Source organism: Coleofasciculus sp. G1-WW12-02 (assembly GCF_040219735.1).
Taxonomy (GTDB): Bacteria; Cyanobacteriota; Cyanobacteriia; order Cyanobacteriales; family Coleofasciculaceae; genus Coleofasciculus.
Map to the genome: position 1 here is coordinate 23,890 of NZ_JAVJRX010000198.1, position 14,358 is coordinate 38,247.

12 protein-coding genes are annotated in these 14,358 nt (G+C 47.5%); 6 read left to right on the forward strand and 6 right to left on the reverse strand.

The genetic code is table 11. The features are described from left to right. Positions 1-9 precede the first annotated feature (9 nt). The 5 genes from RID09_RS31145 to RID09_RS31165 form a co-directional block, all read right to left on the reverse strand. Complete coding sequence (locus tag RID09_RS31145; protein ID WP_446339827.1) at positions 10-987, reverse strand: 30S ribosomal protein S1; 978 nt, start codon at positions 985-987, stop codon at positions 10-12. 263 nt (positions 988-1,250) lie between these two features. Further along, entirely contained in the window at positions 1,251-1,823 is a 573-nt protein-coding gene (gene nrdR, locus RID09_RS31150; protein WP_446339776.1) for a transcriptional regulator NrdR, read from the reverse strand. Between the two features lie 202 nt (positions 1,824-2,025). After that, the gene (locus RID09_RS31155) at positions 2,026-2,121 is read right to left on the reverse strand and encodes a photosystem II reaction center protein T (protein WP_446339777.1); all 96 of its coding nucleotides are present in this window, start codon (positions 2,119-2,121) and stop codon (positions 2,026-2,028) included. A 170-nt stretch (positions 2,122-2,291) separates the two neighbouring features. Further along, a complete protein-coding gene (gene psbB, locus RID09_RS31160; RefSeq protein ID WP_446339778.1) occupies positions 2,292-3,821 on the reverse strand; it encodes a photosystem II chlorophyll-binding protein CP47 in 1,530 nt (509 codons plus the stop codon). A gap of 731 nt (positions 3,822-4,552) precedes the next feature. Then, positions 4,553-4,888, reverse strand: coding sequence for a hypothetical protein (locus tag RID09_RS31165; RefSeq protein ID WP_446339779.1), 336 nt, complete (start codon positions 4,886-4,888; stop codon positions 4,553-4,555). A 168-nt stretch (positions 4,889-5,056) separates the two neighbouring features. On the opposite strand from RID09_RS31165, the gene RID09_RS31170 reads away from it, so the two are divergent. Together RID09_RS31170 and RID09_RS31175 are read left to right on the forward strand one after the other, a co-directional pair. Beyond that, positions 5,057-6,265, forward strand: a complete 1,209-nt coding sequence (locus RID09_RS31170) for an AI-2E family transporter (protein WP_446339780.1) — start codon at positions 5,057-5,059, stop codon at positions 6,263-6,265. Positions 6,266-6,472: 207 nt separating this feature from the next. Then, a complete protein-coding gene (locus RID09_RS31175) occupies positions 6,473-7,672 on the forward strand; it encodes a homocysteine biosynthesis protein (protein ID WP_446339828.1) in 1,200 nt (399 codons plus the stop codon). Positions 7,673-8,224: 552 nt separating this feature from the next. Here RID09_RS31175 and RID09_RS31180 read toward each other — a convergent pair. Beyond that, on the reverse strand, positions 8,225-9,280 hold the full coding sequence (locus tag RID09_RS31180) for a hypothetical protein (protein WP_446339781.1): 1,056 nt from the start codon (positions 9,278-9,280) through the stop codon (positions 8,225-8,227). Positions 9,281-9,525: 245 nt separating this feature from the next. Here RID09_RS31180 and RID09_RS31185 point away from each other — a divergent pair, with 245 nt between their 5' ends. From RID09_RS31185 to RID09_RS31200, 4 genes are all read left to right on the forward strand, one after another. Further along, entirely contained in the window at positions 9,526-9,996 is a 471-nt protein-coding gene (locus RID09_RS31185; RefSeq protein WP_446339782.1) for a tetratricopeptide repeat protein, read from the forward strand. A 73-nt stretch (positions 9,997-10,069) separates the two neighbouring features. Further along, complete coding sequence (locus tag RID09_RS31190) at positions 10,070-11,104, forward strand: S66 peptidase family protein (protein WP_446339783.1); 1,035 nt, start codon at positions 10,070-10,072, stop codon at positions 11,102-11,104. 382 nt (positions 11,105-11,486) lie between these two features. After that, positions 11,487-12,548 (forward strand): uroporphyrinogen decarboxylase, encoded by a 1,062-nt coding sequence (gene hemE, locus RID09_RS31195; protein WP_446339784.1) that lies wholly within the window; start codon positions 11,487-11,489, stop codon positions 12,546-12,548. Positions 12,549-13,249: 701 nt separating this feature from the next. After that, complete coding sequence (locus RID09_RS31200) at positions 13,250-14,227, forward strand: NAD-dependent epimerase/dehydratase family protein (RefSeq protein ID WP_446339785.1); 978 nt, start codon at positions 13,250-13,252, stop codon at positions 14,225-14,227. Positions 14,228-14,358 lie beyond the last annotated feature (131 nt).

Below are 14,358 nucleotides of genomic sequence, written 5' to 3' on the forward strand. Positions count from 1 at the left end.
ACGCCGTGATTACTCTTCCGTCGCTGATACAAACTCTTCTTCTTCAACTTCATACTCTGGCTCTGGAGATTCAGGATTAGTGCCTTGCTGTTGTGCCAGCATCTTCTCCCGATACTTCTGAGCCATTTCTTCTGCCTTCTCGTAGACTCGATCCCGATTATTGATCATATCTCCCGGTTCAGGTTCCAACTGCTTCGTTGACAGAGAAATCCGACCGCGTTCAGCATCCAAGTCAATGATCATCACTTTCAATTCATCATTGACATTAAAGACACTGTGAGGCGTGTCAATATGATCATGAGAAATTTCCGAAATGTGTAGCAATCCGCTCACACCACCAATATCAATGAATGCACCGTAAGGCTTAATACCCCGTACCGAACCCACGACGACTTCACCGACTTCTAAGCGGTTCATCTTGCGTTCAACCAAAGCGCGACGGTGAGAGAGAACCAGACGGTTTCGGTCTTCGTCTACCTCTAAGAATTTTAGCGGCAGTTCTTCGCCCACTAAATCTTCCTTCGGTTTGCGAGTACTGATGTGAGAACCGGGAATAAAGCCCCGTAGCCCTTCAATGCGAACCAACGCCCCACCTCGGTTTGTGGCAAAAACCAGAGAACGAACTGTCGCATCTTCCGCTTGAAGCTGCCTTACCCGCTCCCAAGCCCGCATATACTCAATGCGCCGAATGGAAAGGGTGAGCTGTCCATCTTCATTCTCGTCAGTCAAAATGAAAAATTCTCGCGTTTCATTTGACTGCAATACTTCTTCCGGGGCGTCAACCCGATTAATTGACATCTCCTGTATGGGAATATAAGCGGCGGTTTTAGCACCAATGTCAATCAGAGCGCCTCTTGGCTCCAGACTGAATACTGTACCTGCGACAATATCACCAGGGCTAAAGTGATAATCGTACTTGTCGAGGAGGGCGGCAAAATCGTCGTGAGTGAAGCCAATATCTATTGTATTTGTTTTCTGACTGAGCATGTGCGTTGTGTTTCCTTGTTTAATCTCCGTAATGACTATGCCTCCTGTCGATGTACTCGCACGTCGGTATTGTGCCACCTACACCTACATTGCTTTGTCTCAACCTAACCTTATTTTAAAAGATTTAATAAAGTCCAGACAGGTAATTATAACTCAATCTGGAGCGCCCTGTTGAGATCGAGAAGTACACAAAACTTCATGAAATCGGATATACGGGTAGCCTAAAATGATAAAACCTCTATCTGATAATGGTTTAGCGCCTCTCACCGTAAAACCTGTTGCTCCTCTGACGCGGGAGTAACCAGGGAGGCTGATGTCTCCGAATCATCCGAATCCTTCGGGATAGCTGGTGGTACAGGCGGCATCCCTGGGTTGTCTAGTTCAGCATCATTTCTGAGATGCTCTAGGGTTTCGATAAAATCCCGAATGCCCTGAAACTTTCGATAAACTGAGGCAAACCGGACATACGCCACTTCACTCTCGTGTCGCAGGTAGCGCAGGACTAACTCACCCACTTCATTGCTGGTGACCTCCCGTCCATAGTGCTGCTGAACTTCAGCTTCAATCTCATCGACTATCGCTTCGAGGCGTCGTTGGGAAATTCCTGTTTTTTCACAAGCCCGCACCATTCCCCGTAACAACTTAGAACGGTCAAAGGACTCCCGCTTGCCATCCCGCTTCAGGACAGTAATCGGTACAAATTCAATCCGCTCATAAGTCGTGAAGCGATGTTTACAAAGCAAACACTCCCGACGACGCCGAACACTTTGTCCTGCTTCTGTTGAACGAGACTCCAAAACGCGGCTGTCGGTGTGCTGACAATAGGGGCATCGCATAGTAGCAAGTCTTTAGAGACTGGTTAAATACAGAAAGTTGAGCCGATACAGGTCTATCTAATTTCCTCCGACTCGAATCCCTATCGGCAAAAGTAATCATATAGACCGTATTCGGCTCAGGGTATCCTAGAGAACTGATAAAATTCGCTCATCATCAGGGATACGAGGACGCTTTCTCAGAGGAAGAACAGCGCCGCCATCGCTACTTTTCAATCCGAGGCGGTTCCCGGAAGGCGATAGCAAAAAACAGAACGCCAAGAGCGCAAATCAAGAAAAATGTATAAATGAGGCTTTCCATGTCACAACTTACCCAATTATCTACTGTACTACCAGTTTAACTTGCTCATTGACACTCCCCTGTCTGAAGACGAGGGAATATCATTATATCGATCAACCACAATAGCGAAAGAGGCAAAAGAAAAAGTACTTTTTCTTTTGCCCTCTACCGATTAACGAAGTCTTGCTGTTTTACACGGCTTCTTTTTTCCGAGTGGTCTTATCACCCACTTTCTGGAACAGACCGAATTCGACCTGCTCGTCTAGGTCAGGATCAACCCCAGCAAATACATCTCGGAACAGAGTCCGGGAACCATGCCAGATATGACCAAAGAAGAACAACAGAGCAAAAACCGCATGACCGAAGGTGAACCAACCCCGTGGACTAGTACGGAACACCCCGTCAGAGTTTAAGGTTTCGCGATCAAATTCAAACGGCTCACCCAGTTGCGCTTTCCGGGCATACTGCTTGACAACCGCTGGTTCTTCAATGGTTTGACCATCCAAAAGACCACCGTAGAATTTAGCCGTGACACCTGTTTGCTCAAAGCTATATTTCGACTCAGCCCGCCGGAATGGAATATCCGCACGAACAACGCCATTGGCGTCGGTCAAAACGACCGGGAAGGTTTCAAAGAAGTTAGGCATACGGCGCACCGTCAATTCCCGACCTTCGCCATCGGTAAATACCGGATGACCCAACCAAGCTTGGGCAATACCATCACCCTTGTCCATTGGACCGGTGCGGAACAAACCGCCCTTAGCTGGAGAGTTGCCGATATAGTTGTAGAACGCCAGCTTCTCCGGAATCTGATTCCACGCCTCTGAGCGGCTGGCTCCGTCTGCCATCGCCAGTTCCACACGGCGATCAATTTCTTCCTGGAAATAGCCTTGATCCCATTGGTAACGGGTTGGACCGAACAGTTCAATCGGTGTAGCCGCAGAACCGTACCACATCGTACCCGCCACGACGAACGCTGCAAAGAATACAGCGGCAATACTGCTAGAGAGTACTGTTTCGATATTCCCCATCCGCAGCGCTTTGAAAAGTCGCTCTGGGGGTCGAACTGTTAAGTGAAAAAGTCCAGCAATAATTCCGACAATACCTGCAGCGATATGGTGAGCCACGATACCGCCTGGGTTAAAAGGGTTAAATCCTTCAGGACCCCACGCTGGGGCTACAGGTTGAACGTTACCCGTTAGACCATAAGGATCAGACACCCACATTCCCGGACCAAAAAGCCCAGTCAGGTGAAATGCACCAAAGCCAAAGCAGAGAAGACCCGACAAGAACAGGTGAATGCCAAACATTTTCGGCAAGTCCAACGCCGGTTCGCCGGTGCGGGGATCTCTAAACAGTTCTAAATCCCAGTAAACCCAATGCCAGCAGGCTGCTAAGAACAACAGACCTGCCAGAACAATATGAGCCGCCGCGACACCTTCAAAAGACCAATAGCCGACATCTGTCGCTGTTTCCCCAGTAATGCTCCAACCCCGCCAAGAGTCAGTGACCCCTAAACGGGCCATGAACGGCATCACGAACATTCCTTGACGCCACATGGGATTGAGGACTGGATCACTCGGATCAAATATGGCTAGTTCGTACAAAGCCATCGAACCAGCCCAGCCCGCCACAAGGGCAGTGTGCATCAGATGCACAGCAATCAGACGCCCTGGATCATTCAGGACGACTGTATGTACTCGATACCACGGTAGTCCCATCGACTACGCTCCTCCTAGAGATAGAGTTTCTACTTTGACGCTTCTTTTGAATCAAGATATTAGAAATTGATCTTACCCGCCTAGAATAATGAACCGATTACTTTTTGAGGTTAACCTCTATGTTCTATACGGCTAGGCGAGTCAGTTGACTGTGAAGTACCCCAACTTGCTTCGCTGAAGTTGGGGCTTCCAACTTAGCTAAACAAGGACGGTCTTATTCGTCTTTGGGATTTCCCGTCTCATTCGCCGATGCCACGTTGGGCACTTTCTAATTCCTAAGAGCAGAAAGTCCAGAACTCAATCTGGTGATGGTCTTACTCAGCGTCCACAGGCAGCCGCCCGTCTTCCACAGGCAGTTATTTTTTACTCGTACAACATAACTTGGCTTATCTTTTACCGTAGGGCGTAACCTAACGAACCAGCGGTCATGTTCTTTCCCTAGCTGCGATGTTTCTGCGGCAAGCATCTTACTGCTACTTTGAAGTTAGCCTGTCTGATAGTCCATACGCCTAGGCGGGTCAACAACCATTTTTATAGTAGCAGTCTGTTGATTGACTCCGTACCTCCGGAGGGTCCGCTGTCCATCCTCACCCTGCTAACGCTGAGGGTGAGGACTTCCGCGACTACGTTAAAGAAGTGTAACTTTTGTTAGAAACGATTGCAAGCCGAGGGGAAGTTTTGAGTTACTCCCTCCCCCGGTTCCTCTGCTCCGAGAGCTATCCAATCGCTAATCAAGAATCGTCAGTTTCTGAGGAGAGATTCAAAACACTCGGCGCGGTGGTCAATCGCTCAATCACTTGTTCAGCACTCATCAAACGTTTGAGGACGACTTGACCAATGGTTTTTGCGGATTGGGGTGAGGCTTCCGGTGTCGGTTTAACTTCTACCATCAGTACCGCATCCTCAACCCGATATAGCCATAACTTTTCCCCCTGTTCCAGGATGCAAAGGTTTAGACGGATGATTTCGGGTTCCCGTCGCCAAGCATTAACATTCCAGAGTCCTCCAAACTCCCAAACTCGTCCCACAGTCCAGCCATCGGATAGAAAAAAGTACTTTACAGACATTTGTATTACATTTATGGAACTGGTGTTCTAGTGCAGCATGGCAAAAGTTGTTTTTTGTTTCAGTCTGTATTGATAATAAAGTAGATAGGGTAGATAGGGGAGATGGGGCAGATGAGGGAGTTGGGGAATTCCAGCATGATCAAACCAGAGTAGCGTGGAGGTAGGGCAGTGAGTCTGGGTAAATGGATTGGTATACTTGCCTTTATTATTTCACTATTTATTTTGTGGCAAATTAGGCAGATTTTAATGCTTATATTTGCTGCAATTGTGATATCTAATGCCTTGAATATTTTGGTGGGAAGATTCCAACGCTCTGGAATGCAGCGTTTTTTCGCGGTTCTGCTGTCGCTTTTTCTGTTACTGTGTGTTTTGGTCGTATTTTACTTCCTAATTGTACCTCCTTTTGCCGAGCAATTTCTACAACTGAGTGAGTTGGTTCCCCAGGGTATCGAACAATTAGGTGAGTGGATAGAAGCCATCGAAGCGGATATTTCATCGGGATTGCTCGATCAGTATATCCCAGATATTAACCAGTTGCTGCAACAGCTTCCTCCCTTAATTAATCGTGTATTAGGGGGTGGAGTCACATTTTTTAATAATGCTTTGGGTGTTCTGCTTAATAGTTTGCTTGTCCTGATTTTAACACTGATGCTCCTTGCAGATCCTAACCCTTATCGGAAAAGTTTTGTTCGCATTTTTCCATCATTTTATCGGCGTCGAGTCGATGAGATTTTGCAACGGTGTAATGAATCGTTACGAGGATGGCTAGCGGGTATTCTGTTTAATATGGCAGTTATTTCTTTGTTGAGTTTTTTCGGCTTGCTGCTGTTAAGAGTTCCCCTGGCACTGGCACAAGCTACGTTAGCTGGAATTTTGACATTTATTCCCAATATTGGACCCGCGTTGAGTGTGATCCCACCCATAGCGATCGCGCTGCTGGATTCGCCCTGGAAAGCCTTGGCTGTATTGATTCTGTATATTGTGATTCAGCAGATTGAAACTAATTTACTCACGCCCTTAGTTATGGCGCAGCAGGTATCCCTGCTACCCGCCATAACTTTGCTCGCCCAGTTATTTTTCGTGACCTTCTTTGGATTTTTAGGATTATTCTTAGCGCTTCCCCTAACGGTAGTGGCTCAGGTTTGGCTCAAGGAGGTTCTAGTCAAAGATATTCTTGACCAATGGCATCATCCGAGTCACAAGGATGCTCAACCTGTAGCAACAACCTTTGCTGTTTCTCCCACTGCTGATACCCTAAGGGATGGGGGAGCAGGGGAAGCAGGGAGAGCAGGGGAAGCAGGGAGAGCAGGGGAAGCAAGGAGAGCAGGGGAAGCAGGGGGAGCAGGGGAAGCAGGGGGAGCAGAAGACGCAATGTAGAGACGTAGCTACGTCTGTACGCCCAATTCTCGACTTGTCACCCCATCAGGGCAGGTTGAGTAACATTAGAGCGGGAAAAAAACGATAATAGTGAAAAGAGCCACTAAGTAGGTTGATGGAAATAAACCGAACTCTGTTAAATTTTGTAAATATTCCTCGAACCCTTACAAATGACCAATGACCAATGACCAATGACAACTGTTGATTGTGCGAACCCTAGCTGAGATCAATGACAAAATTCACCATCGTCGTGCAGTCGTCTGGACGGTCGAGGAATTAAAAACGCGAGTCGCCGAGATAGGTGTTACTCAGGCGGCTAAGAACGTCGATGTGATTACCACAGGTACATTTGAGCCGATGGAGTCCTCTGGCGCGATTATTAATTTAGGTCACACAGACCCTCCGATTAAGATTCGTAAATGTTGGTTAGATGGTGTACCTGCTTATGCAGGCTTTGGTGCAGTGGATTTGTATTTGGGCGCGACTCAAGTCGTAGACTCTACCGATATGGGAGATCTGCCAGAGGTTGAGGAATCTAGGGAACGGGGTGGTTCCCATGTGATTGAAGACTTGATTGCTGGTAAATCGGTGCAGTTACGAGCGATGGGACAGGTAACAGACTGTTATCCTAGAGCCTCTTGTGATACGACGATTACTCGCGAAACGATTAACCAGTTCTATCTCTACAATCCGCGCAATCTTTATCAAAATTTTATCGTCGGCGTCAATGGGGGCGACCGCCTCTTGTACACTTATCTAGGTCCGCTCCAGCCCAGACTGAGCAATGCAGTCTATTCCAATCCTGGAGCCATTTCCCCACTCCTTAACGATCCTGAACTCAAATTGATTGGAATTGGCACGAAAATTTTCTTGGGTGGGGGTATTGGTTACATCGCTTGGGAAGGGACTCAACATTTTCCCCTGCAGAAACGCCTTCCCAATCACACGCCCATTGGTCCTGCCGCTACATTGGCATTAATTGGGGATGCCAAGCAGATGAATCCCAAGTGGGTACGGGGTTGCTACTTTAAAAATTATGGCCCGTCTCTGATGTTGGGCGTTGGTGTACCCTTACCTGTCTTGAGTGAAGAGGTTGTTCAGCATTGTGCTGTGTCGGATCAAGAGATTGTCGCCCCAGTGGTTGATTTCTCGATACCCCGTCGCGTTCGTCCCACCTTTGGATTAGTCAGCTACGCCCAACTGAAGCAGGGGCGCATTACTATTGACGGCAAATCTGTGCGGACGGCGCCCTTGGCAAGTCTATTTCTCTCACGGCAAGTTGCTTTGGAATTAAAGCAATGGATTGAAAGGGGAGAATTTACTCTCACCGAACCCGTGGCATCCATTCCCATGGATCGTTCCTTTCTGCCTCAAGATCGCTGGGGCGCTCAAATAACTATAGATTAAGCCAATCCCACGACCTTCAGTCGTGGGATTGGCGTCATCTGTCATCTGTCATTTGTCCTTTGTTATATTAGCACTTTACAGGTTTAACGTCCTATAACCGCCCCTAACTACCACTTCACCGATGAGGTAGAAGCTTGACATCCTCCCCACCCTGCTTGCGAGTCGTGGTGGGGATTCCCATCATTACTGACGGGGTTTCCTGGCTCGTCGAGCAACCTTACTCGTTTGGGTTTCCCCAGAAGAGCAGGGGGTCATCTCATCCCCAGGCGTAACTTTCCGTCTGCCCGACGGTAGTTGTGCAAGACCGGGCAACGCTAACATCAAAATATTGATGGCGGCGTTGGTGTCTCGTCGGACATCCTAGCATAGGACGGGAGAGATTGTAAAAAGCAGGTATTCAATATGCCTGCTTTTTACTTGGGGGAGTGAAGGCATCCCCACCCTACTCCACTTCGTTGGGTTGAGGATGGGGTTCTATAGCTCCCCCTCTCCCCCCCACGTTACGATACAATAGGCGGCGGAATCCTGATCCATGCCTATCAGGAATCGCTCTTAGGAATTACCTTTACCTGGCTTGTCCCTACGTTGAACCGGTTTGGATAAGGGTTCTGAACGCTTGAGTGAGGTTCCTGTTCCTGTTGTTTCGCCCGCACCACGACGGGGAGAACTCTTTTTAGGTCTTGACCCTTGGCGTGGGCGAAAATTCTTATTTGATCGCCTTTTGGGTGCATGAACCATACCAATATCATTGCCTTCCTCAATCATCAGGGTATTGGTATGCAGTTTGACGTGCAAATCCCAAAAGTGATTAATCACCTTTTCCCCAAGCAATCCCTTGAGCTGAAGCTTGAAAAATTTGGTTTTCTCTGACTCTTTACGGGGAGACTGTTTGATTTTGACAATCACGTCTTCATTCTCCCGCGACTGGTAAATGACTTGACCCCGAATTGAAAAATAACCTTCTGGTAGTTGCTCTGTTGGTTCAGGTTGAGAATCATCTGGAGACGTTTGCGCCTCAGGGGTTGACTCTTCCGGTGGCGAGTCGGTTGATTCCGAAGCCGTTGTTTGATTTTGATTGAGTGTTTCAGGTTCCCAAACACCGACAATTTGGACGTGCAAATTTCCGTCTTGTTGTCTCGTGCGAGGATAAACTACCCAAAGATGGGATAGAGCTAAATCAAGATGATTTTTCACCAAACTCATGACCCGACCCAGTAAGACGGCATCAATTAAGGTACCGTCATCTGCGAGTAGAGTACCCCGTGTCAATTGCTCAGCAGAGGGCATATATTTTCCCCGAATCAGACCGATTGCTCGGTACTGCATGGGTTCACTGGGTGGAGGAATAGGTTGTTGTCGTTGGACATCTGATGGCATTGTCCCGGTTGAATCCGTTGTAGTAGATGAGTTAGTCACGTTTTGAGAATTGCCATTGGGCGGGGCTGGGTGTGGCGGTTGCACACTGGATGCTTCTGGCAGATTTTCACCAGAAGACTTGGGTGAGTCGGAAGACCGATTCACAGAAGGACTCATATAACCTCCTAGCGGCGGAGACACATTCCCTTGTGGGAGTTGGACTGACTGCTTGAATTCTAGTTTGTTCAACATCCTTGCTGGAGTGGAACAGCTAGAATGACTCTCCTAGCTATGTTTCCCGCAAAAAACCAGCACAGTAAGCGAACTTAGTATCAGTCTGCCCATTTTACAAAATGCAGTCATAAGACTGGTACATCCGTAAAGTTTATGGAATCTTTACTCGCAACAATCTGGACTCTATTCAAATTTTGGCGGGAAAATAGGGTAGTGGGTATCAATCTGAGTAATCCGTTACATACTAGATAAGAGGACAAGATATGAGTGAATCATCCATCAATTCCTTACTGGAGGACTTAAAAAACCCTGACGAAAATGTCCGCAAGCAGGCAACCGAAGCATTATGGCGTATCTGGTTCTATCAAAAGGGAATCTCCGGTATGGAACGGCTGGAACGAACACAGATTTTATTAGAACGTGGGGAAGCAGCCCAAGCTGAAGCGCTGCTGACCCAGATTATTAGAGAGCAACCTGATTTTGCCGAAGCGTGGAATCGACGAGCCGTTCTTTACTACGTACTTAAACAGTATCAAAACTCAAGAGACGATTGTCAGCAGGTTATCCAACTTAATCCTATTCATTTTGGGGCGCTGCATGGTTTGGGATTGTGCCATGCGGCGTTGGGAGATTATCAAGCGGCAATTACAGCCTTTCGTAGGGCGTTGGAAATTCAACCCTATTCTTTAGTTAATCAAAAGTTGATTCTTGAATGCACGGCGCGGTTGAGTTAGAGGGTGAGTAACTGTATTAGTAGATGGGAAAGATGGTGATGATGGCGATGATGGTGATGTGTAGAGACGTAGTATGCTACGTCTCTACCGTGAGGTAAATTTGGTGAATATAAATCAGCTCTATCCCTTACAAGCGGGCGATTTGCTACGGGTGATTGCTCCGAGTGGTGCGTTAAGAGAGGTTGACGCATTCCATCAGGGAGTGGAAATTTGGCGTCGTCGAGGTTATCGAGTTGAATTGCCAGCTAATTGGGATGCTAGGGATGGTTACCTGGCGGGTACAGATAACCAACGACGCCAGCAGTTAGCCGCCGCTTGGTATGACCCAGAATGTCAGGGGATTCTTTGTATCCGAGGCGGCTATGGTAGCGCTCGTCTTCTGGAAGACTGGACGTGGACGTCTCCGATACCACCCCAGGTTGTAGGGGCGGGTTTGACCGATAACGCTACTCAAGAAACCGATAACTTGACTAAACCCGCCCTGCTTGGGGAACAGGGGAGTCTTGAGCCAAAATCCCATATCCCCAAATGGCTGATTGGCTTTTCCGATATAACTTGTCTCTTGTGGAGTCTAGCTGGAGTGGGAATTGGCAGTGTTCATGGTCCAGTCTTAACTACATTAGCCAGTGAACCGGAATGGTCGCTAAATCGCTTATTTGACTGTGTAGAAGGACGTTCTGTGTCCCTCTTAACTGGGAAGGGTTGGGGCGGGGGTAAGGTTAGGGGGTGGCTTTTGCCAGGGAATCTGACTGTGGCAACCCATTTACTGAGTACGCCGATTCTTCCACCGCTAGATGGGGCGATTCTGGCGTTAGAGGATGTAACTGAAGCGCCTTATCGAATTGACCGCCTGTTGACTCAATGGCGGATGAGTGGCATGTTACACAAGGTTAAGGGTATTGCCTTGGGACGGTTTAGCCGCTGCTATCCCCCCCAGAATATACCAAGTTGGACGGTTGAAGAGGTATTACGCGATCGCTTAATGGGTCTCGATATCCCCATTGTCTCCGATTTTCCCTTTGGTCACGATGGTGTCAACGCGGCTTTGCCTGTGGGACGCTGGGTTGAACTGGATGGGGATCAGGGAACATTATGTTGGAAAAATTAATAAATAATCGTCAGCCCGGAATGGTAAGCTAACAAATGCATCGAAAACTTTATAGCAAGTACGCATGGACTGTGCGGAAAGGAAACTGCCTGGGCAATCGGTCTGTCGGGAATAAGCCATGGGGCTGTTCTAGATAAGTGGTGAAAAACCAAAACCAGGAAATAACCAGGAAATCTAAGTAGTGATACTTAGAATCTTCAACTCTAATCTTCGATTGAGTTGGAGAGTCTGTCACATAGGGTAGGTCTAGTGTCAGCAACCCGCACGAAAGTAACGGGGTACCCTATTCATCCACCCCGCAAGGGGGAGGCGGTTAACACTGCTGTTGTTGTATTCCTCTCTGGTCAAAAGACACGGAGTTTCCTACATCGGAGGTATTTTGATGACTGGGTTAACCCAGGTTCCTTATTTATTACGAGCCGCTCGTGGTGAAGAATTAGAACGTCCGCCGGTGTGGATGATGCGACAGGCGGGTCGATATATGAAAGCCTATCGGGATTTACGCGATAAGTATCCCAGTTTCCGGGAACGCTCGGAAATTCCCGAAATTGCTATTGAAATTTCTCTCCAACCCTGGAAGGCGTTTCGCCCTGATGGAGTGATTCTATTTTCTGATATCCTCACTCCCCTACCCGGACTCGGTATTCCCTTTGATATTATCGAAAGCAAAGGACCAATTATTGATCCGCCGATTCGCTCCCAAGCACAAATTGACGGGCTTCATCCCTTAGAGTTAGAAAAATTAACATTTGTCGGGGAGATTTTACAAGCGCTGCGCCGGGAAGTCGGTAACGAAGCCGCTGTATTAGGCTTTGTCGGTGCACCTTGGACGTTAGCCGCTTATGCGATTGAGGGGAAAAGTTCCAAAAATTACTCGATTATTAAAGGGATGGCATTTTCCCAACCTGCCATGCTGCATGAGTTTCTGGGGAAAATAGCCGACGCGATCGCGGTTTATGTGCGTTATCAAATTGATAATGGTGCTCAAGTCGTGCAACTGTTCGATTCCTGGGCGGGTCAACTGAGTCCCCAAGACTACGATACCTTTGCCTTACCCTATCAGCAGCGAGTGGTTGAGCAGGTGAAAGCCACCCATCCAGATACGCCTCTGATTTTATATATCAGTGGGAGTGCAGGTATATTAGAGCGTATGAGTAAATCCGGTGTGGATATTATCAGCGTAGACTGGACGGTGGATATGGCAGAAGCGCGACAGCGGTTAGGCTATCATAAGAACGTTCAGGGTAACATGGACCCTGGCGTGCTATTTGGGTCACAGGACTTCATCCGCGATCGCATTTTGGATACGATTCGTAAAGCTGGAAACCGAGGTCATATCTTTAATTTGGGTCATGGTGTATTACCGGGAACCCCAGAAGATAACGTCAGGTTCTTCTTTGAGACAGCCAAACAAGTTGATCAATTGCTCACCGTTCATGCGTAAGAGATTGGGGATGGGTAAACCCTTCCCTTTGATCGAGGGAACCTGGTTTTTAATGTAGGGGCGGGTTTAACTACTATCGTTTCTTCCCTCACCCCGATTTGACTAAACCCGCCCCTGACACAAATGCAGGTGACGCCACTACTAGCGTGATACAGCTAAAATTGTGGAATAGAGGTTGAGCTAGGATTAGGATATTGAACAGACCCCAACTAATTGCAAGCAATTAGTTGGGGATTCTCCCCTGCTGTTACCACGAAGAGCCGCTGTTCTCGGTGGACATCAGGAACTTGGGTCCTTTATGCCCCTCCTCGCCATTTCTGAATCGGAGTTAAGACTGAAAAGCCATAAAAACGCACTCTTATTTTTACCCAGTAGATGCGTTATTGTAACAAATAATCTCTACTGGAACCCCCTAATCTTAAGTTTTCTAGGTTCTGTAGGTCGTGCCGAACAAATAAATGCCGCCGTACCTGTCGGAATTATAGCGCTACGCGCCAGGGAATAGGGAATAGGCAATAGGCAATAGTGAAGAAAAAAGCTTACCTGACAAGGGATTGAGCGATTTAAATTTTTCTTGATATGTCCTAACCTTAGTGCGTAGTGCTATATACCAAAATTGTTAGTGTTTCGCTTTCCCCCACCTAAATCTTGCGATTTTAGATGGGGACTGCGCTCAACTTTTGTTCAAGATCTAAAATCAAATGGCTCCCAAGCGAATCTTCATGACCGGTGCTAGTGGTTGTATCGGTCAGTATGTAGCCGAAACTTTAATTCAACAAACAGATCACGAGTTGTATTTATTGGTCAGAAATCCAGATAAATTAGGATTTGACTACCATGCTCGTCCGGGTATTACAATTTGTCAAGCTGATTTACGGCAGATTGATCAGTTTGGCGATTTGCTTAAAACTGTAGATGTAGCTATTTTGGCAGCAACGGCTTGGGGAGGAGTACAGGAAGTTTTTGATATTAATGTGGTCAAAACCCTGCGGTTGCTGGATTTGCTGGATACTCAACGTTGTGAACAAGTCATTTATTTTTCCACTGCTAGCATTCTCAATCAGCAAAACCAGTTACTCAAACAAGCCGGTCAACTGGGAACCGACTATATCCGTTCCAAATATGACTGTTTACAGCAGCTCTCAAAACTCGCGATCGCGCCTAAAATTACTACAGTGTTTCCCACGTTGGTATTGGGGGGAGATGAGCGTAAACCTTACTCCCATATTTCATCAGGGATTAAGGATGTGGTGAAATGGATGGACTTAATTCGTTGGTTCAAAGCCGATGGGAGTTTCCACTTTATGCACGCCCAGGATATCGCTCAGGTAGTGCGCTATCTGGTTGATCATCCTCCGAGTCAGGAGTTGACAGCGAACACAGACGACGTATTATTGACAAATCGTTTAGTCTTAGGAAATCCGCGCCTCACCGTGAATCAGGCGGTAGAAGAAGTCTGTACTTATTTCGGTAAAAAAATTTATGTTCGAGTCCCGTTATCGATTGGACTAGCGAATCTATTAATTATCTTATTCCGGATTCAGATGGCGGCGTGGGATCGATTTTGCCTCAACTATCGCCATTTCACTTATCAAAACCCAGTGAATCCCCAGACATTCGGTTTACCAACATACTGTCCTACCCTGAGTGACGTTTTGAAAATCAGCGGTATTCCGTAGGGGCGCACCGACGTGCGCCCTTTCCCGACGTGCATCTGTGTCAACTTAAGCTCAAAAAGAAAGCAATACCTTGAGACAGACCCCTCCCTAACCCTCCCCTTCGCAAGGGGAGGGAACCTCACGGGGTGACA